This is a genomic window from Terrisporobacter vanillatitrophus, from assembly GCF_051148895.1.
In the GTDB taxonomy this organism is placed as follows: domain Bacteria; phylum Bacillota; class Clostridia; order Peptostreptococcales; family Peptostreptococcaceae; genus Terrisporobacter; species Terrisporobacter vanillatitrophus.
In genome coordinates, this window is the sequence record NZ_CP154625.1 from 2,589,000 (window position 1) to 2,610,945 (window position 21,946).

Annotated in this window: 17 protein-coding genes; 6 read left to right on the plus strand and 11 right to left on the minus strand. The window is 28.5% G+C overall.

Annotation, left to right across the window (positions count from 1 at the left end; genetic code table 11):
* Positions 1 to 15 precede the first annotated feature (15 nt).
* Positions 16 to 1,560, plus strand: a complete 1,545-nt coding sequence (locus TVTCOM_RS12945) for a PucR family transcriptional regulator (RefSeq protein WP_434796687.1) — start codon at positions 16 to 18, stop codon at positions 1,558 to 1,560.
* 78 nt (positions 1,561 to 1,638) lie between these two features.
* Here TVTCOM_RS12945 and TVTCOM_RS12950 read toward each other — a convergent pair whose 3' ends face one another.
* From TVTCOM_RS12950 to TVTCOM_RS12975, 6 genes are all read right to left on the minus strand, one after another.
* Positions 1,639 to 2,730 (minus strand): uroporphyrinogen decarboxylase family protein, encoded by a 1,092-nt coding sequence (locus tag TVTCOM_RS12950; protein WP_434796688.1) that lies wholly within the window; start codon positions 2,728 to 2,730, stop codon positions 1,639 to 1,641.
* 119 nt (positions 2,731 to 2,849) lie between these two features.
* Positions 2,850 to 3,995 (minus strand): PucR family transcriptional regulator, encoded by a 1,146-nt coding sequence (locus TVTCOM_RS12955; RefSeq protein WP_434796689.1) that lies wholly within the window; start codon positions 3,993 to 3,995, stop codon positions 2,850 to 2,852.
* A gap of 130 nt (positions 3,996 to 4,125) precedes the next feature.
* The gene (locus TVTCOM_RS12960; protein WP_434796690.1) at positions 4,126 to 4,356 is read right to left on the minus strand and encodes a hypothetical protein; all 231 of its coding nucleotides are present in this window, start codon (positions 4,354 to 4,356) and stop codon (positions 4,126 to 4,128) included.
* 233 nt (positions 4,357 to 4,589) lie between these two features.
* The gene (locus TVTCOM_RS12965; protein ID WP_434796691.1) at positions 4,590 to 5,585 is read right to left on the minus strand and encodes a uroporphyrinogen decarboxylase family protein; all 996 of its coding nucleotides are present in this window, start codon (positions 5,583 to 5,585) and stop codon (positions 4,590 to 4,592) included.
* A gap of 50 nt (positions 5,586 to 5,635) precedes the next feature.
* Positions 5,636 to 6,835, minus strand: a complete 1,200-nt coding sequence (locus tag TVTCOM_RS12970; RefSeq protein ID WP_434796692.1) for an MFS transporter — start codon at positions 6,833 to 6,835, stop codon at positions 5,636 to 5,638.
* 22 nt (positions 6,836 to 6,857) lie between these two features.
* Positions 6,858 to 7,907, minus strand: coding sequence for a uroporphyrinogen decarboxylase family protein (locus TVTCOM_RS12975; protein ID WP_434796693.1), 1,050 nt, complete (start codon positions 7,905 to 7,907; stop codon positions 6,858 to 6,860).
* A 226-nt stretch (positions 7,908 to 8,133) separates the two neighbouring features.
* Between TVTCOM_RS12975 and TVTCOM_RS12980 the strand changes: the two genes are divergently transcribed.
* The 3 genes from TVTCOM_RS12980 to TVTCOM_RS12990 all read left to right on the plus strand — a co-directional run bounded on the left by TVTCOM_RS12980 (position 8,134) and on the right by TVTCOM_RS12990 (position 11,827).
* Positions 8,134 to 9,594, plus strand: coding sequence for a PucR family transcriptional regulator (locus TVTCOM_RS12980; protein ID WP_434796694.1), 1,461 nt, complete (start codon positions 8,134 to 8,136; stop codon positions 9,592 to 9,594).
* A 60-nt stretch (positions 9,595 to 9,654) separates the two neighbouring features.
* Positions 9,655 to 10,713 carry a uroporphyrinogen decarboxylase family protein gene (locus TVTCOM_RS12985; RefSeq protein ID WP_434796695.1) on the plus strand — a complete coding sequence of 353 codons (1,059 nt, stop codon included), beginning with the start codon at positions 9,655 to 9,657 and terminating at the stop codon, positions 10,711 to 10,713.
* 103 nt (positions 10,714 to 10,816) lie between these two features.
* On the plus strand, positions 10,817 to 11,827 hold the full coding sequence (locus tag TVTCOM_RS12990; protein WP_434796696.1) for a uroporphyrinogen decarboxylase family protein: 1,011 nt from the start codon (positions 10,817 to 10,819) through the stop codon (positions 11,825 to 11,827).
* 61 nt (positions 11,828 to 11,888) lie between these two features.
* Here TVTCOM_RS12990 and TVTCOM_RS12995 read toward each other — a convergent pair whose 3' ends face one another.
* From TVTCOM_RS12995 to TVTCOM_RS13010, 4 genes are all read right to left on the minus strand, one after another.
* On the minus strand, positions 11,889 to 13,337 hold the full coding sequence (locus tag TVTCOM_RS12995) for an MATE family efflux transporter (protein ID WP_434796697.1): 1,449 nt from the start codon (positions 13,335 to 13,337) through the stop codon (positions 11,889 to 11,891).
* Positions 13,338 to 13,634: 297 nt separating this feature from the next.
* The gene (locus tag TVTCOM_RS13000) at positions 13,635 to 13,826 is read right to left on the minus strand and encodes a ferredoxin (RefSeq protein ID WP_434796698.1); all 192 of its coding nucleotides are present in this window, start codon (positions 13,824 to 13,826) and stop codon (positions 13,635 to 13,637) included.
* Between the two features lie 78 nt (positions 13,827 to 13,904).
* The gene (locus TVTCOM_RS13005) at positions 13,905 to 15,497 is read right to left on the minus strand and encodes a CTP synthase (RefSeq protein ID WP_434796699.1); all 1,593 of its coding nucleotides are present in this window, start codon (positions 15,495 to 15,497) and stop codon (positions 13,905 to 13,907) included.
* Between the two features lie 27 nt (positions 15,498 to 15,524).
* Positions 15,525 to 16,094, minus strand: a complete 570-nt coding sequence (locus TVTCOM_RS13010) for an ANTAR domain-containing response regulator (protein WP_434796700.1) — start codon at positions 16,092 to 16,094, stop codon at positions 15,525 to 15,527.
* Positions 16,095 to 16,571: 477 nt separating this feature from the next.
* Here TVTCOM_RS13010 and TVTCOM_RS13015 point away from each other — a divergent pair, with 477 nt between their 5' ends.
* Both TVTCOM_RS13015 and TVTCOM_RS13020 read left to right on the plus strand, forming a co-directional pair.
* Entirely contained in the window at positions 16,572 to 18,662 is a 2,091-nt protein-coding gene (locus tag TVTCOM_RS13015) for a glutamine synthetase III (RefSeq protein WP_434796701.1), read from the plus strand.
* 88 nt (positions 18,663 to 18,750) lie between these two features.
* The gene (locus TVTCOM_RS13020) at positions 18,751 to 20,394 is read left to right on the plus strand and encodes an ammonium transporter (protein WP_434796702.1); all 1,644 of its coding nucleotides are present in this window, start codon (positions 18,751 to 18,753) and stop codon (positions 20,392 to 20,394) included.
* A 295-nt stretch (positions 20,395 to 20,689) separates the two neighbouring features.
* Here TVTCOM_RS13020 and TVTCOM_RS13025 read toward each other — a convergent pair whose 3' ends face one another.
* Positions 20,690 to 21,922, minus strand: a complete 1,233-nt coding sequence (locus tag TVTCOM_RS13025) for an IS256 family transposase (RefSeq protein WP_434796184.1) — start codon at positions 21,920 to 21,922, stop codon at positions 20,690 to 20,692.
* Positions 21,923 to 21,946 lie beyond the last annotated feature (24 nt).

Genomic DNA, 21,946 nt, shown 5'->3' on the forward strand with positions numbered 1-21,946 from the left:
TCAAGGAGGTGTTTTATGAAAATTAGTCAAGAAATTTTAGGAAGACATTTAAAAGATTCTTTTAATTTTAAACAAAATTCAACATTATCATCAGACTTAACATTAGAAAGAGCAATGTTTTATAAAGATACTACTCAAAGTACACATAATAAAGTATACATAGGTTTTGGAAATAATTTTTCGTCATCAAATAATATAAATACTGACTGTTTTATCATAAGTATTGGTGAAATAAAAGATCAGTCATTTCTAGCTTCATACAAAGTGCTTGAATTCAATGAGCAAACTTCTTCCTTTTATTTATTCAACGAAATTCAAAAAATTTTTGATATATATGATAATTGGGAAAACAATTTACAAGAAGTATTAAACAATGGTAGCTCTTTAAAAGATATGTTAGACTGGAGTTATGAAATTTTTAATAATCCAATCACGATTTTTTCAGCAGATTTTTCTTTAATTTCCTACTCTAGCATAATTGATACAGATCCAAGTCTAAAACATTTATCTAATAATGACTTGGTTTATCGAGATAGTAATATTCTAAAACTGGATCCTGAGTTCAATAACCATAGAGATACGATTGGTGTGTTTACATATCCTGGTTATGACGCTGGTTTAGACGTCTTATGTATAAATATATTTGATCATGGAAGATATATATACCGAATAATTATATGTGAAAATATACATAAGTTTTATCCTAGCGATAGTAGTTTACTTGAGTTTTTTTCCGCATATATAGATCTTATGATAAAAAAATTATATACCATAGATACTAATATGGGATATACCTTAGATAATATTCTATATAAGGTTTTATCTGATGAAATTACAAATACTACTTTCATAAATCAAATGCTAAACGAATTTTATTGGTTTTCAAATCATTTATATTTCTGCATGAATATTAAAATCGGAGCATTAGATATACAGAATCTAACAATTAACTCCATATGCAAACAAATAGAATCGCTTATTCCTCATTCATGTTCTATTTTTTACAATAATGATATTGCTGTATTTATAAATCTTACTAAATTTAATGGTACAATACAGGATGTTATGAACAAATTTGTAGTATTACTTAGAGATAGTTATTTAAAAGCTGGTGTTAGTAATATTTTTATAGGTTTATCTGAATTAAAATATAATTATTTACAAGCATGTATAGCCTTAAATATTGGTAGACGTTATAAACCGTATAAATGGATTTATCATTTTGATGATATTGCTCCTTTTTATTTGGTAGAATGTTGTACAAAAGAGCTACCATCTAATTTAGTTTGCTCTAAAAAAATACTTACTCTTATAAACCATGATAAAAAATATGATACAGATTACTACAATACATTAAGAATTTATTTAGAAAATAACTTAAATGCAGTAAAATCATCCAATGACCTTTTCATACATAGAAGTACATTTTTATATAGAATTCAAAAAATCAAAGAATTAATTAATATAGATTTTGATGACAAACAATCTCTTCTTTATTTTGCAATATCATTTAATATTTTAGAAATGTCAAACCTTGATTATTCTAACTATCAACAATAATCAATTATATATAAATAAAAAAGTAGCTATCACAGTACCTAATTATACATAACTCTGTGATAGCTCTTTCAACTTAAATTAAAATATATAATTTTTTAAATCACTATAGTATTGGCGTGATAATTTATACAATTCTTTTAAAAATCGTTCATCTGATGTCATAGATAGTACAAATACTCTTAAATTTTTATATTTATTAAAAAAGTCTTGAGTTAATTGTTTTACTTCTTCATCACTCATAGTTGGTAATATAACTGGAGATATAACTATCATTGCAAGATTTTCACCATATTTTTCAGATAAAGTAGCTATATCATTAAGATCCTGACCCCACCACATATCTATTCCTATTTCCACCATATAAGGGACAAATTTTTCAATTTTACCACAACTATGAAGCTGAAATTTCATTCCCCTTCTGTGGCATGAATCAACTATTCTCTTCATATATGGTAAAATCATTTCTTTTAAAGTATCTGAAGAAAAGAATGTTGAATTTTGAGTTCCCCAGTCATCATGCATTAGAATTATATCTGGATTATAATAAGTTTTAAATCTATCAATTACTTTATCATATAAATCGCATAGCTTATCAAATAAATCATGTACATATTCTTTTTCATCTTCATCAATTAGCGCTATAGCTGCATTTTCTACATCCATTAATGAAATTAAACGCTCCCAAAATCCACAAAGCATACAACATTCTAACAAACGATCTTTATCAAACCAATTTTCATTTGCTTTTGCACTATTTTCCCAGTCATAAGAACTTATATTTGGAAATTCAATAACTTCTTTCCACTTTGAAATATCTTTTAACTTAGGATTTCCTGGTTTTACGGTTGCTCCACCTACAGTTTCTACATAAACCCAATCTAAATCAAACCATCCTTTTCCACTAAAATCTTTAGGTCCTAGTATTTCTTCTCCATCTTGAACAAGGCCACATACTACATTATCTGGCATAATTCTAGGTCTCATTGATTGAATGTCTGAGTATAAAGGCATCCAATAAGGAACTTTTTTATTTAAAAACATTTCGAAGTTTTCTTTTTGAGTAATTGGAGTATTTAGTTTTGGCATATACAAGAATCCTGGCATTTGAAATACATTCGTACACGAACCTGTAATTTTTAATTCATTTTCTTCAAATTTAACATTATTCATTTTAACCTCTCCTTAGATATATTTTCTTACCTAAATTGTAAATAAGTGAAGGTTATAGGTATATGCTTAAAATAATCTTTTTTTGTTCTTCAAAAACTACAATTTGTAGTACTAATTCTTTATATATCATTCATTAAATAGAACGATATCATTAAATGCAGTACTATATTAAAATCATCTAAATCAAAGTAACTTACCGAGTTGATTTTATTCAATCTAGCTAATAATGTACTTCTATGTATATATAAATCATCTGCTGTTTTACTAGCATTAAATTTATTTTTTATAAAAGTATACAATGTTGTACATAACTCTGTATTATTTTCAGTATCGTATTTTTTTAAACTCAGTAATCCATGCGGCACAATTTGTTCTATATTAAATTCTCTTATACATTGATTCATTAAATATTTTACTTTGTAGTCTTCAAACCTATAACACCATAAATTTTTATCAATTATGTTCCCCATAAAAAGTGCCCTATTTGCTTGCTTAAAATATGCATTTAAATCAAGAATATTATCAAATATGTTACTCACTCCAGCTTTGCATAAATTTTCTCTCAAAATAGTTGATAGTTCTTGTCTTAAGTTATTTTTTATTTTTTTAGAAACTTTATTATAATTTATAACCCATATAATTGAAGTTTCATATTCAATAGCACAAGTACCATCGTAAGAAAATTCTAAATATGTACAAAAGTATAAGGATGATATAGAAATAGAATCACTAATAAGTTTATTAATTTTTATTACTTGATAGAAATCATTTTTTTTCCAATTATATTCTTCTAGTATATTATCAATATTGAAATTATTATATTCTAACTTATTAAATAAAAGAGACTTTAATAGTCTATGAAATTCATCCTCGTTAGTTGTATTTCTCAACATTTGTAAATTTCTCTGATACATTTCTTCTATTCTGCTACATAAATTTTGAAATAAAATATAATCGCCTTTACTTAACTCAAATCCATTTACATATGCTATTAATCTAGCTTCATATTTTCCATTTTGAAATATATTAAAACAAATAAAGTTTTCCTCATTCAAAGTGTAATTAAATATTCCATCTATAGAATATGCTTCTTTAAAGTCTTTTTCTAATATCATTTTATTTATTTCATCTAAAGGTGCTATTTTTTGGTACTTTTTAAAAAATAAATCATCACTTTTTGCTATTACAAATAAATCTTTATCTATTAATTGCATATGGAATGGTAAAATATCTTTTGTAACTTCAAATATTTTCGACACATCCATACTTGAATAAATGATATTTGTTATTTTTTCATCCCACGATTTAATTTTATTAAAAATAAGTTGCAAAAAATTAAATAATTCAAATATATCTATTTTAAAAGGCACATATATTATATTACATAAATTATTTTTATAATTTTTTTCTGGCCTTCCAATACAAATAAAATTCATTTTTTATTTTATATTCATTATAAAGCTCTAATTGATTTGATTTTATTATATACACATAATTTTCCATCAACTTATCTTCAGTAAAAAATAAATAACCATCTATCTGATTTTTATTAAAATTATTGATATTAGTTTCAATATTATATTTTTTTGCTAAAAAATCATATAATATGCTCATCTCTATTTTCACAAATCCCCCTCCTCATATTAGTTATATTACTTATTATAATAGCAATTAATAGGAAAATTTGAGCAAGTATATAATATTATTTTTTTGTTAAAAATAATTATTCTACGATATGAAGTAAAAATCAAAAATAAGTATAGTGTTTCATTTATAAATTAGAAATAAAAAAGATATCGCACTTATTTAGCACGATATCCATGTAAAGTCAGAAATACTTCTACTTATAAACTCATTCTTTAGTTACATTTTATAGAAAAATATTTTTCATTTAGTTTATTTATTTCATCCATTATAATATCATTTACGCCTGGGAATATACTTCCTTCTCCACCATATGTTAAACAAGGTATATACATCCCGCCCTCTGAATATTCTTCACAAGCACGTTGAACTTCCTTTCTTACTACATCTTCATCAATATTTAATTTATCAACAACAGAAGCATCAATACCACCCATTAGAGTTAATTTATAATCAGTATCTTTTTTAATTTGTTGTATATCATTTTCTGGTAATACACCCTGCCAAATATCTATGCCTACATCTACCATGTCTTTAACTATAGGTTGACAATAGCTATCTGCATGATGCATTGCAATTATATTATTTTCTTTCATCTTGCCGTAAATTCTTCTATATGGTTCTTTAAAAAATTCTCTCCATGTATTCGGATTCATAAATAAACTTCTTTTTGAGCCCCAGTCATCATGAAACATTATTACATCAGGTTGAAGATTATCTATTAATAATTGTAAATATGTTAACTTGTATTCAGTAATATATTCTATAAGTTCATGCATTGATTCTGGCTCCATCAATAAGTTAACTAATGCATCTTCAAACCCCATAAGATAATGGCATTGTTCAAATAGACCTGTAGCCATTAATGCCATTACATATTTGCCTTCTTCATGTATTTTTCTTGCTTCTTCTTTTACAGGTTCCCAATCATATTCATAATTTGCTATATCAGGCGCTTTCACATATTTTTTCCATTCAGTTATATCAGGACATACTTTAGTTTCCTCATTAATTATAGGCATAGGTCCTGGCTCATTTTCTCCCCAAAATACTGTTACTCCCCAATAATCTTTTATTTGCTTACCTGGTATAGCATTAAATATTTTCCCTAATATTGGATCGAAAACTTGTCTAAAAGGTTCCCACTCATTTACAAAAGCGTCTGGTTTATCATTTTTTATTGTTTTTAAAACATTCTCTCTTAAATCCATTATTATTTACCCCTTTATATTTATTAAACTATTTCTTATTAAATTTACTTTTAATTTGTTTCTTCTACTTGTTTAGGTTTTGGTAGTGGATTTACAAATAAGAAGATTATTGTTGCAACAACAAATATAACTGCTTCTATAGTTATTGGTATATAAATCCCATCACCTGTTATAGCTTTTACAGCATAAATCCAATAAGTTGAAAGGAAGCCAGCAAAGTTACCAATAGCTGTTGCTAAAGATATGGCAAAAGCATTTTGTGATGGTGATACTATCATACCTATTATCATAAATATTGATGGCATAATTATAGAGAATCCTATCCCCATCAATGTTGTTCCTGTAATCATAACAACTACATTTTGTGCAATTACTACTAGTATTACCCCTACTGCCATTAAACCACATCCAACTGCTATTACATATCTTTTAGTTACTTTAAATGTTTTACCGAATATTGCACCACCTATCATTCCACCTACTGTAAATAATGATAATACGGTTGCTGCAACAGCTGTATTTCCTATATTACGTTCAACTAATATTGTTGACATATTCATCATAGTAGGAAAATTTAATATATTTATTAAACCAAATAATATACTTATTATCCATACTTTTCCGCTTAACTTCTCTTTTCTACTACCATTATTTTCTTCTACACTTTCTTCAGCTTTTGGTGGCTCTGGTAAAAAGAAAAGTATTATTATAAATGATACAATCCCTAAAGCATGGCCCCAGAAACAATAATTCCATTGTATTCCTGCTAATGTTCCACCCAACATTTGAAGTAATATACCACCTAAATTCATTACTAATGTTCCTGTTCCAACTAAGCTAGCCCTTTTATCTCCTTCGTATAATCCAAATATTATTGCATTTCCTAAAGGCGCAATCATACCCAAAGATATACCAAATATTGCCCTTGAGATTAATACATATGTGAAATTACTATTTATAACTGCTGGTGCACAACCAGATAAAACAAACAAAGCAGATCCTAATAAAGCTAAAGTCTTAAATTTAACTTTTTTACCTGCTATAGCTCCTGTTATCAAAGACGCTGGAAGTAAAGTCAGTGTTGGCAATGTTGAAACATATATAATTGTTGTATAAGGCACATCTGGATATGCCTGTATTATACTTTGCATTGCTGGGGTTATTGTACCAAACCCCATTGCCATCAATGCAATTGACATTATAGCTACAATTGACATAAAACTACCTTTTTGAGCATTTTTGTGTTCCATATTATTACCTCCTATTTATTTTTTAATTCTTCTTCGCATAAAATTGAAGTGAATAATTATACAATTCATCTAAACATGGTTTTATCAAATGTGGAGGTGCCATAATTTGAGCCATTGTTCTTCCTCCTGGTGCATATTTATCAACAAAATCTCTTATTATTTGTCTTGCTTTCTCTTCTGTAATATTAGGGTCATCTAAACCTGTAACAGGAAAACAGAAGCAAAAATCGTCACCATATGTTTTCTTTAACATATCTGAATCATTTATTGCTTGTGGTGTCCACATATCTATGCCCATCTCTTTAAAGAAAGGCATATATTGTTGATTTAAACCACAAGAATGTAATTCCACAAATTTACCTTGGCTTTTTATAAATTGAATAACTTTTTTAGCATATGGATATATCATTTCTTTGTACATATTATTAGAGAAAAATCCTGATCTTTGAGTTCCCCAATCATCTCCATATATGACCATATCAATAGGTGCATAATATTTAAATATTTTGCTAAGTAGCTTAATTTTATAATTTACCATAGCTTCAAAGAATTCTTTTACACATTCAGGTTCCTCCATCATGGCGATTAGTGTTTCTTCAAAAGGCATTAATTCATGCAGTCTTTCAAAAATTCCTTCTGTACAATGAAATACATGCATTCTATCATCGTCATATCTTGAAGTTATTACAGCTGCATCATTTTCCCAATCTATAGCATCTAAATCAGGAAATACAACTTCTTCTTTCCATTTTGTTATGTCACTTAATACTCTTGTTCCAGGTTTAACCATCATTCCACCTGCAATTTCAACCCACACCCATTCAGTACCAAACCAATCAAATCCGTCATATTCATATTTAGGATGTTCTAATACTTCATCTGGCCAACACATATCAATTTCATATAACCATGCGGGCATCCATACAGGTTTTTCTCCAGATAATACTCTCTTCCAGTTTTCCTTTGCAGTAATTGGTCTTCCTACTATAGGATCTTTTTTTTCTTGCATCAATCTTCCCCATGAATTAGGGCGTTGCTTTGATTCTATTATTAGATCTTTTTTGACTTCCATATAATCACCATTCCCTATTTCTTAATTTATTTAAATGATAAATCCAGTTGTATATCATATCTAGGGTACAAAAGTACAAAAATACGAATCTGGAAATTTGTTTTTTTGTACTTTTGTACCAACCTCTTTTATTGCCCCTTCATTCCTAACTATGCTATATTTTAAATAACAGAAATTATTATTGAATCAATTATAAAATTTTCATATATGAAGGTTGGTAAAAATCATGAAATTAAGTATGTGGATGATAGCTAATAGGCTAAATAATTTTGAATTGGATATTAATATAAGAAGTGACGCACCTGCCATTCTTAAAAGTGCAAGGCGAGCTTATGCAACGAACTGTGTACATATATTCCAATCAGGCAACGATGTGATATGTAATGGTGAAGGAAATTATATAAGAATCAAAGATATAAATATATCTCAAGCCTTCGAAATAATTCAATCTATTTTTGATTTTTATGACGATTGGTATGATAATATTTTTGATGCAGCATCTAAATACGATTTTGATAAGCTAATAGATTATTGCTACTGTGTTTTTAATAATCCTATAATTTTGATGGATGCTAATTGTAAGGTTCTTGCAATGAGTCAACAATATGGAGAAGATGATGTGGATTTAGAATGGCAACATTTAAAAAAATATAATTATAGTTCTATAAACGCTATAAAATACCTAAGAGATACTTCAACATATGGACCTTCTTTTTATGAACAAGGACCAAAATTTTGTAATTTTACATCTGATCAGTTAAGAAGTAACTGTCTAACTTCTTCAATTTATTATAACGAATTATTTTGTGGAAGAATAAATATTTTAGAAAAAGACCGACTTTTAAATTGTGGAGACTCTCAAATATTAGAATCTATTGTATCACTAATTACTCCTTATATTAGCACTCTTGTCTTATCAAAAAAATCATTATTAATATATAATATTTTCTTATCTTTAATAAATAAAGAAGATATTAATATGGAAGATTATAATACTCAACTTAAATATATTGAATGGGACAAAGATGATACATATAGAATTTGCATTTTATATAAAGAAAATGATCCTATTCCAAAAACATTATTAACAATGTATTGCGGTATAATAGAACGAAACCTAAGTTATAGTAAAGCCTTTATAAAAAATAATCATCTTATTGTAATCCTTAACGAAAGTAAAATATCATTTGCCAAAATATTAAATGAGCTAAACACCCTGATAACTGAAGCAAATTTAAAACTTTCAGTAAGCAATAGTTTTGTAGGTCTTCATAGACTTGATATTTATTATAATCAACCACTCTATACTCTTAAGTCTCAATTTTTGAATCAAACATCAAATGATATTATTTATTTTTATAATTGTGCTCTAAACTTCATAATAGAGTCTGAGTTTACTGAGGATATTTTATATTCATGCCATCCTGATATAATTAAACTTTGGAAAAAAGACATAAAAAACAATAATAACGATAAGATCGACACACTGTACACTTATCTAACCAATGAAAGATCCTTAACAAAAACTTCTCAACTACTGTTCCTTCATCGCAATACTTTAATTTATAGAATAAAAAAAATTGAAGAACAATTAAATTGTGATTTAAATGACCCTTATACACGTGAATATATAATTTTCTCTGTGAAAGTTTTAAAAATATATAGAAATAAGTATAAAAAAAATTAGTCTAGTAAATACAGAATTTAAATTCTGATTAAATAAAAATTTATATTGGAGGAATAAATTATGAACAAGTATACATTTAATAAAGAAAAAGAACTAAAAAATGTAGGATCATACCCTCAACTACCTGGAATTTATGGAATGCCAGGCTTTCCATCAAGAAAATATAATACTCCTATAACTCCAAAGGAAAACTTTCTTAGAATGTGTAGAAAAGAAAAACCTCATTGGTTACCAAATATTCCAAATGATTTAAATTTAATACAACCATTAATTATGCCTGATGCTTTAGCTAGATGGAAAGGTGGCAAGGACTGGTTGGGAATAGAGTGGGAATATGAACCACTTACAAATGCTGCTATGGTTAAACCTGGAACTAGAAGACTTAGCGATATAACTGAATGGGAAAGTGAACTTGAATTTCCTGATTTAGGTAAGATAGATTGGCAAAAAGACTATGAAGAAAATTACAAAGATTTATTAAGTCCTGATCGTGCTACCATGTTTGTTATAGTAAATGGATTATTTGAACGTACTGCAGACTTAACAAGTTTTGAAGATACTTTTTGCTATTTATTAGAAGAGCCAGAAGCGCTTCATGCTTTTTATGACAAATTAGTTGATTGGCATTTAGAATTGTTTAAAATTGCAAAAGATATTTATGGAGCAGATATAATCACATTCCATGATGATATGGGTACACAAAAAAGTTCATTCTTCTCTCCTGAAACATATAAAGAAATCTTACTACCTCATTATAAAAAATTAACAGATGAAGCTCACAAAATGGGACTTTATGTTAACCTACACTCTTGTGGTAACGTTAAAAATCAAATAGAAAACTTCTGTGAAGCTGGATTTGATTTTTGGGAAGGTCAAGACTCATGTAATGATAAAGTTGCCATAATGGAAAAATACGGCAATAGACTTGGTCAAATAAGTATCTTTATGCCAGAAGCGGAATTATCTGATAAGGAAGTAGTAAAATTAATCGAAGAAAAAATAAATACTGTGGGCAAAACCGGAAGATATATTACTTGGTTTGCTGATATGAATCCAAATCGTAGTGTAAATACTGATGAACTAATTTACACATTAAGCAGAGAGTTTTATAGTAAATAATTCATAATATATAAAGAGTTGTTTCAAAATGTGTAAACTTTTAAACAACTCTTTTTATATACTTATATTTAATAATTTTGTCTATATTTAAGGAGTGATTAATTTGAAACATATTACAGAGCGAGAAAACTTTATGAAAATGATAAATAAAGAAAAGCCTGATTTTGTTCCTCATCAGCCCAGTTTATTACAAATGATTTTACCAAGTGCCTTAGGCGATAGAGCTCCAGGGTGTGGCACAGGTTATGACTGGTTTGGTGTTCATTGGACAGAAGAACCATCAATGCCAATGATGCCCGTTCCTACTTATGATGCACCTAAAGTACTTGAAGATATTAGTGACTGGAAAGATGTCATTAAGTGGCCAGATTTATCTAAGATAGACTGGGAAAGTTGTGCTAAAAAAGATGTTCCTTATAAAGATCCCTCTAAAATTCTTATTGCCATGATGGTATCCGGACCATTCGAAAGACTCCATGATTTAATGGGATTTGAAGAAGCTTTGTGTGCTTTAATAACTGATCCAGAAAGTTGTAATGAATTTTTCTCAAAACTATGTGATTTTAAAATTGAACAAATAAAATACTTAAAGAGATATTATGATATTGATGCAGTTCACTTTCAAGATGATTGGGGAAGTCAAAAAGATTTATTTTTTAATCCAGATATTTGGAGAAAAATTATAAAACCTCATGTTAAAAGAGTTATTGATGAAGCTCATGAAATTGGTGTGTATTTTAATATGCATTCTTGTGGAAAGATAGATAGAATTATAGATGATATATTTGAAATTGGTCCTGATATAATTGATCCAGCCCAACCTATTAATGATTTAGAAACTTGGAATAAAAAATATGCTGGCAAAGTAATTTTTATGGGCGGTATAGATGCTCAAAATGTTATTGATTTACCTACTAGTACTAAAGAAGATATTATTGGTGAAACTCGAAAAGTAATAGATCTTTTTTGCAAAGATGGTTACTTGATTCCTTTCCCTATTTCGCTATCTCCTAATGCTGAAATTACTTTAGATGAGTCATTTGTTTATGGTAGAAGATTTTATAATAATGATTACGAAGATGAAATAGAAAACTTTATAAATGATAAAAAATAACTCACCTCTTTTGTCAAAAAAACCTTGATTTTATAAATTTAAAACCAAGGTTTTTGTTATTTTAAATATTTGATCTATTTTCTACTACTGATTTATTCCTTACATCTATATTTACATACTTTATTTTATTATCTTCATCATTATTTTGAAGTGGCTTAATTTCTTTATTATATACATACTTAAATCCTATACAACTTAACACAACAGATGCTACCTCAGCTATTGGAAAAGCCCACCACACATTATTTACATTTCCAGTCTTTGATAATAAAAATGCTGCTGGTAACAAAACAACTAATTGTCTTCCAACTGATACAATCAAACTCATAACTCCATTTCCTAAAGCTTGGAACATTGAGCCAACTATTATACAAAAACCTGCAAATAAAAAACTTAAGCTTATTATTCTTAATGCAGGAACTCCTATGGTTATTAAATCAGAAGATGCATTAAACATGTTTAATAATTGTCTTGGGAATATTTGAAATATGGCTAATCCTATTAACATAATTGATACTGAATAAGCTATACTTACCCAGACTGTCTTCATTAATCTATTCTTATTTCTAGCACCATAATTATAAGAAACTACAGGAACCATCCCATTATTAATACCAAATACAGGCATAAATATAAAACTTTGTAATTTAAAATATACACCAAAAACTGCAGTAGCTGTTGAAGTAAAAACTAGTAAAATTTTGTTTATTCCAAAATTCATTATGGAACCAGTTGAACCCATTATTATAGATGGTATACCTACAGAATAAATTTCTTTTATAGTATTAATATTTGGTCTAAATCCTTTTATCTTAATATCTATCTCCTTATTTTTTGTTATATTAAAATAAATAGCTAAACTCATACCTATAATTTGACCTATCACAGTTGCAATAGCTGCCCCAGCTATTCCCATTCTAGGTAAACCGAACATTCCAAATATTAATATAGGGTCTAGTATTATATTTGTTATAGCTCCTACTCCTTGAGTAATCATAGTATAAAATGTTTTTCCTGTAGATTGCATTAACTTTTCAAATACTAATTGCCCAAATAAAGCAAAAGAACAAGTGGTGCATATCGTTAAGTAAGAATATCCTCCCTCTACTATTTCTTTAATATTCGTCTGACATTCATAGAAATATCTAGTACATGTAGTTCCTATTATTAAAAATAAGAAATAACTCATTATAGCTAAAAATATACCATTATTGGCTGCATTATTAGCTTCTTTAAAGTTCTTTTCTCCTAAAGACCTAGACAGTAATGCATTTATCCCAACACCTGTACCAACTCCAAATGATATCATAAAACTTTGAATTGGAAATGCCAAAGATACTGCTGATAATGCATTCTCACTAATCTGAGATACAAATATACTATCCACAACATTATAAAGCGCTTGAACTAACATTGATATTATCATTGGTAACGACATAGTTATCAGCAATTTATTTATAGGCATAGCCCCCATTTTATTTTCTTTCAAAACTTCTTTTTGAGTATTCATCGCTTCTGTTCCCCCTAATATCAAAATAGTTGCATACACAACCATTTCTAAATAAAAAAAGGCATTAAAACTAAATGTATAGTTTATAACACCCACTAACTTAAGTGTAGCTCTACCATTTTATTTTGTCAATTTCATCTATATATTTTTTTATATATAAACATTAACAATTAAAACATTCAATAATGGTACACAAAATAATATTAAATTATTTCTGTGTACCATTATTTATAATATATTTAAGTAAATTTTATCTTCTCTTTTAGCAACGAATTATCTCTCCTTGCTAATAAGTTACTAGTCATCAATGTCTATTGCATCTACTGGGCAACTTTCACAAGCTTCTTTTGCATTTCCTAATACATCTTCTGGTATATCCGTGTCTATTGCATGAGCTATACCATCATCAGTCATATGAAAAACCTCAGGACATACTTCTGGACATGTTCCGCATCCTATACATAAACCATCATCAACATAAGCTTTCATAATTATACCTCCATATCTTTCTATAATATGGTTTTATAATTCCCAATTTTATTTAATATATTACATTTTTTACAATTATTACTTAACAGTAGCCTTTATAAATCCTTTAATTATTGGATTTGCTCTATTAGGTCTGCTTTTAAATTCTGGATGATACTGTACTCCTACAAAAAAATCATTCTTAGGTATTTCCACTGATTCTACCAAAGTCTCATCAGGAGAAGTTCCTCCAATAATCATTCCTGCATTTATAAAGTTTTCTCTATATTTGTTGTTAAATTCATATCTATGACGATGTCTTTCACTTATATTTAGCTGGCTATAAGATTTTTCCATCATTGTTCCTGATTTAATTTTACATGGATATGCTCCCAGCCTCATAGTTCCTCCAAGTGGAATATTTCCATATTGGTCTATCATTAAATCTATAACCGGATATTTAGTAAATTTATCAAATTCTGTAGAAGTGGCATTATTAAATCCTAAAACATTTCTTGCAAATTCAATAACAGCAATTTGCATTCCAAGGCATATTCCTAAATAAGGCACATTGTTAACTCTTGCATAATTCGCAGCGCATATCATACCCTCAATTCCTCTATCACCAAAACCTCCTGGCACTAAAATTCCATCACAATCTTTTAATATTTCATCTGCACTGTTATAAGTAACACTTTCTGCATCTACCCATTTTACTTTTATATTTGCTTCATTTTCATAACCTGCATGAGACAATGCTTCTACTACTGATAAATAGGCATCACGAAGTTTAATATATTTTCCTACAAGGGCAATAGTCACAGTTTTATTTATATTTTTAACTCTTTCAAGCATTTCCTTCCATTCACTCAAATCACAGTTGTCATATTTAATATCCAGTTCTCTACATACAATTTCACAAAATCCTTGTTTCTCTAGCATTATTGGAACTTCATATAATACATCTATTGTTTTATTTTCAATTACACAATCTTTTTTAACATTACAAAATAGCGATATTTTTTGTTTGATAGACTCATCAATGGGTTGTTCAGAACGTGTTACTATTATATTAGGCATGATTCCAAGAGATTGGAGTTGCTTAACAGAATGTTGAGTTGGTTTAGATTTGTGCTCACCTGAGCTTTTAATATAAGGTACTAAAGTTACATGTATAAATAGACAGTTGTTTCTTCCTACTTCTAGAGACACTTGTCTTATGGCTTCCATAAAAGGTTGACTTTCAATATCTCCTACTGTTCCCCCTATTTCGGTAATTACAACGTCTGCTTCACTTTTTTGTCCTACGCTGTAAATAAAGTTTTTTATTTCGTTAGTTAAATGAGGTATGACTTGGACAGTTTCTCCTAGGTACTCACCTTTTCTTTCTTTGTTAAGTACGTTCCAATATACTTTTCCTGTAGTTAAGTTAGAGTACTGATTTAAATTTTCGTCAATAAATCTCTCGTAATGACCTAAATCTAAGTCAGTTTCAGCTCCATCTTCTGTTACGAAAACTTCACCATGTTGATAGGGACTCATGGTCCCTGGATCCACATTTATATAAGGATCTAGTTTTTGTGCTATAACCTTAAGATTTCTTGCTTTTAATAATCTCCCAAGAGATGCGGCAGTTATACCTTTACCAAGACCTGATACTACTCCACCTGTTACAAATATAAATTTAGTCATATTATTATTTCCCCCTCTACATATATTTTAATATTCATAAATTTTCAAAATATTTTTTGCAACTTCCACCTTTGTGATTCTTAAATCCATTGCTTGCTTTTCAATATATTTATGAGATTCTTCTTCGCTCATTTTTAAATATTGAATCAAAGTTAATTTAGCTCTATCAATTAACTTTATATCATTTATTTTTTTATTTAACTTTTCATTTTCATTAATAATAGAATTAAATCGCCTTCTATGAATAATATAAGAATTAATTGTATTAATAAGCATAAGTTTATTTAATGGTTTTTCCATTATATAAATTCCTTTACTCTCAACATTATATATACTCTCTTTAGGCGAATTATTTTTAACTATCAATATTATAGAACTATTAGTATTTTCATTTGCAAATATTGCTAAGTTTTCTCCATAATCATCACTTAAAGGTGAGTTAATTATTATTAAATCAACGTTCATTTTTTTTATTATTTCTCTACACTGAAAACTATTTTCCACGTTTAAAACGTCATACTCACCACTTTCCTTTGCAATATTAGTTAATAGTTCTTTACTTTTATTAGAACTAGATACAATTAGAATATTTTCCATAAGAATCACCCTTTAAATCAAAATAACCTTTTACAATTTTATTTGAAATATTTCAATAAAATGCAAGTTTGTAACAATTAATTTCATTTTTCAAATTAAAAAAAGAGTCACTCACAAAAGAATGAAAGTACCCTTGCTTCACACCCTTTTATAAATACTCTTACTTCCACATAAAATTTAAAGTTATTTTCTGTACTAATTTATGAATTTTCATTTTATTTAGTAAGATTTTACCTCTTATCAGAATATATGTCAAATATTTTTTGTAAATTTTATCTTCCAATAAAAACCTCTATAAAAAAGAATAATTTTTTTTAATTTTTAGTTGACATTTTTCAAAAATATGCATACAATAGATTCTATAATTATTAAACAGCAAAGGCGCTGTAGGTAGTTTTACCTACTGCGCCTTTCTTCATTTTGAAATAATTTTATACTTTTATTCAATATTCTGATAATACTAAAGGGGGATACATTATGGAAAGACTATCTAAAATTTTTGGGAGCTTAGTATTCAATGACAATGTAATGAAGGAAAGATTGCCAAGGGATATATATTTAGTTTTAAAAAATACTATACATCAAGGTAAGCCACTTGATATTAAAATTGCAAATGTAGTTGCAAATACTATGAAAGATTGGGCAATAGAAAATGGGGCAACTCATTTTACTCATTGGTTCCAACCTATGACAGAAATTACTGCTGAAAAACACGATAGCTTCATTTCACCAACTAGTGACGGCAATATTATAATGGAGTTTTCTGGCAAAGAATTAATAAAGGGAGAACCTGATGGATCATCCTTTCCATCAGGAGGACTTAGAAGTACTTTCGAAGCAAGAGGATATACTGTATGGGATCCAACATCTTATGCTTTTATAAGAGATACCACTCTATGCATACCAACTGCTTTTTGTTCTTATTCAGGTCAATCCTTAGACAAAAAAACACCTTTATTAAAATCTATGGAAGCTCTTGATAAAACTGCAGTAAGATTATTAAATCTTTTAGGCTACAATGACGTAACTAGAGTTGTAACTACAGTTGGTCCTGAACAAGAATATTTCTTAATAGATAAAAAACTATTTGAAAAAAGAATAGATTTAAAGTTCTGCCAAAGAACTTTATTTGGAGCAAAACCTCCAAAAGGACAAGAAATGGAAGATCATTACTTTGGTTCAATCAAACCTAGAGTTGCTGAATTTATGAAAGAATTAGATATGGAACTTTGGAAACTTGGTGTTTTATCAAAAACTAAGCATAACGAAGTTGCACCATCTCAACATGAATTAGCTCCTATTTTTACAGTTACCAATGTAGCAACAGATCACAATCAAATTACAATGGACTTAATGAAAACAATTGCGGATAAACATGGTCTTGTTTGTTTATTACACGAAAAGCCTTTTGCAGGTGTAAATGGTAGTGGTAAACATAACAACTGGTCTCTTTCTACTAACAAAGGAAAAAATTTATTGGAACCAGGTAAAAAACCTTATGAAAATAAAACTTTCTTATTATTCTTATCTGCAATTATTAAAGCAGTTGATGAATACCAAGATCTACTTCGATTATCAGTAGCAAGCGCAGGAAATGATCATAGATTAGGTGGCAACGAAGCTCCTCCAGCTATAATTTCCATGTTTATAGGTTCTGATTTGAAGAAAATACTAAGATGCATTGAAAATGATTCACCTTATAGCGAAGAAGCACTAAACAGAATGGATATAGATGTTGATGTTCTTCCATCTTTCATGAAGGATACAACAGATAGAAACCGTACTTCTCCTTTTGCCTTCACTGGTAATAAATTTGAATTTAGAATGCTTGGCTCTACTTGTAACATCGCATGTCCTAATACTATTTTAAATACTATTGTAGCAAACAGTTTATATGAATATACAAATATATTAGAAAAAAGCACTAATATAGACGATACAATTTTTGAGATAATTAAAGATACAATGAAAAAACATTCAAGAATAATATTTAACGGAAATAACTACGCAGAAGAATGGGTTATTGAAGCTGAAAGAAGAGGTCTTTCTAATTTTAAAACTGCCGTAGATGTTCTTCCTCATTATGTAGACGAACAAAATATTAAGTTATTTGAAAAATTTAATATTTATACAAAAGAAGAACTTCAATCAAGATGTGATATTTTACTAGAACAATATTCTAAGACTTTAAATATTGAAGCTTTAACAATGATAGATATGGCTAAAAAAGATATAATACCATCAGTATGTGCTTACTCTAAATCTTTAACTGATACTGCTTTAAATAAAAAATCACTAAGTTCTGATATTGATTGTAGTTTAGAAATTTCTTTAGTTAAAAAGCTTTCTTCCTTAAATGCTTGTTTAGATATTAAAATCGAAAAATTAAATACATCATTATTAGAAAGTAAGAACTACCCTAATCCTAAAGAAAATGCTGAATTTTATAAAGATAATATTAAAGTACAAATGCAAGAACTTCGTGCTATAGCAGACGAATTAGAGACAATAGTTAGTAAGAAATTTTGGCCCTTCCCTACTTATGCAGACTTATTATTTAGTATATAATTAAAATATTTTGCACAAAGGCGTGTATATTAACCTAAAAACAGGTTTAATTACACGCCTTATTTTTTATTTTTAAGGAGGTATTTATATGTATTCATCACTTGATACAATATGGGTTTTGCTTGGAGCTGCCCTTGTATTCTTTATGCAAGCTGGATTTGCCATGGTGGAAACAGGATTTACAAGAGCTAAAAACGCAGGAAATATTATAATGAAAAATTTAATGGATTTTTCATTGGGATCAATAATCTTTTGGATTTTAGGTTTTGGAATAATGTTTGGTGGTGATTTAGGTGGTTTTATAGGTACGCCAGATTTATTCGTAAGAGGAAATTACGACTCTACTTTTCCAACTTATGCATTTCTGATTTTTCAAACTGTATTCTGCGCTACAGCTGCTACAATAGTTTCAGGCGCTATGGCCGAGAGAACAAAATTTTCGTCTTATTGCGTTTATAGTGTTGTAATAAGCGCAATAGTTTACCCTATCTCAGGTCATTGGATTTGGGGTGGTGGATGGTTATCTCAAATAGGATTTCACGATTTTGCTGGATCTACTGCAGTACACATGGTAGGCGGTGTGGCAGCTTTAATAGGAGCAAAAATATTAGGCCCTCGCATCGGGAAATACAGTAAAGAGGGCAAATCTAAAGAAATTGCCGGTCATAATCTACCTATTGGTGCATTAGGAGTATTTATATTATGGTTTTGTTGGTTTGGTTTTAATGGATGTTCCACAGTTTCTGCCACAGGAGATGAAAGTCTTTTAGCTATGTCTTCAATATTTGTTACTACTAATTTAGCTGCTGCTGCTGCTGCAACTTGTGTTATGGTTATAACTTGGATAAAATATAAAACTCCAAGTGTTAATATGACCTTAAACGGAGCACTTGGTGGTTTAGTTGCCATAACTGCAGGCTGTGATCTGGTATCACCAAGTGGAGCATTTTTCATAGGTCTTATTGCTGGTATAGTAGTAATCCTTGCCATAGATTTTATAGATAAAAAATTAAAAATAGATGATCCTGTAGGCGCTATAGCTGTTCATGGTTGTTGCGGTGCCATAGGAACTATACTAACAGGAGTCTTTGCTCTAGATGGCGGATTATTTTATGGTGGTGGGCTACATTTATTAGGTATTCAAACTCTTGGAGTTGTAGCTGTGATAGCTTGGGTTAGTATAACAATGTTAACTGTATTTATAGTAATAAACAAAACCCTTGGTCTTCGTGTTGATTATGAAGAAGAAATTATAGGGCTTGATTTGGAGGAACACGGTCTTGAAAGTTCTTATGCAGATTTTATGCCAACTTTCAATGGTAAAGTCTCTATGGACAAGGCTGTTCCAGTTCATTATATGAGAAGTATAGAAAATACCATAAAAGACGATCGATTAACTAAAATTGTTGTTATTTTAAATAAAGATAAAATTTCTCACTTAACTTCTGCATTAAATGATATTGGAATCTTTAATATTAAAACAAATCCAATTATTGATTATTGTATAAAAGAACAAATTGATAAATCTTTGAACGATGTCAGTTTATATAAAGATTTAATTCCAAAAGTTAAAATGGAATTTATAATTAATAATATTTCTGTCAGAAAAATTGTATCATGTATCCGAAATGTTATATATACTGGTGTTTTGGGAGATGGAAATATTATAGTTTATGATATAGATGAAGAAAATTTTAAGATATACAACGATATTAAGGTAAATGTTGGTTAAAAAATAAGTATAGAAATATAATTATTTATTCCCTAAATAAAAATAAAATTAAATAGCGATAATTTAGATTTACTATAATGGCTATGATTATGAAATCGTAGCCATTTTTAAGTTACTTGAGAATGTCTATAGATTTGTGTAAATAGACTTATTTATTAATTGATATTACTGGAAATTACTTATTCCAGTAATATTTTTTTATTTGATTGGAATACTAATAATGGTATTTTATACATTTTTATTATGTGTCTAATTTAGGACAATATACACTAAATTTACCATTTTCAAAAAAATTTTAGATTGTATATTTTTTAGGAATTCTATCTTCAAATCTAATTGTTAGCTGCGCTAAAGTGGTAGCCCAATTTTGATTTGGAGATGTCCATTTTTCTATGATTTTCATAGTAGAAAGATACAGAGATTTTCTTAGTGACTCATCTGTAGGAAATACAGTTCTAACCTTTGTATATTTTCTTAGCTGTCTATTAAAACCTTCTAGTGAGTTTGTAGTATATATGATTCTTCTAATATCTTCAGAAAAATCGAAAAACGTTGCTAAATTAGGCCAATTATTATACCAAGAATCTATTACAACTGAATACTTGTTATACCATTTATCTTTTAAAATATCTAAATTTGCAAGCGCAGTTTCTTCATTGAATGCTCTATACACATTCTTTAAATCTTTCATAAATTCCTTTTGATCTTTTGATGCTATATATTTTAATGAATTTCTAATTTGATGTACTATGCAAGTTTGTATATTCACATCTGGATATACAGTTTTTATTGCTTCTGGAAGGCCTTTTAAACCATCCATGCAAGCTATTAATATATCATTTAAACCTCTATTTTTTAAATCATTACATACTGATAGCCAGAACTTTGCCCCTTCAGATTCACCTATCCAAATACCTAATATATCTTTTTTTCCTTTCATATCTAAGGCCATACAAATGTATGCAGCTTTAGATACTATTTTATTATCATCTCTTACTTTAAAATGCATAGCATCCATATATACTATAGGATAAATTTCATCAAGTGTTCTACTTTGCCATTCGGCGGCAGCCTCAACAACCTTATCTGTTATCTTAGAAATCATTGAAGGTGATACATCTATACCATATAGCTCTTCCATTTCAGATTGAATATCTCTCACACTCATTCCACAAGCATAAAGACCTATTATCTTTTTATCTAATTCATTACATACTGTTTCATATTTCTTAACAACCTTCGGTTCAAATTCTGATTTTCTATCTCTTGGAACATCTAATCCAATATCACCAAAACTACTACTTATTGTCTTTGAACTATATCCATTTCGATAATTTGTATCATTATTATCAGATCTTTCATATTTCTCTCTACCTAGATGTTCTTCCATTTCAGCCTCTAAAAGTTGTTGCATTACATCCTTGAATAGTTTTTGCATCAATCCATTTTTTCCAACGATGTCTTCCATTGTCTTACATTTTTTCACCTCTGCTTGATAATCAATATCTGGAATAATTATATCTTTCATTTTACAAACCTCCATAAATTTTAA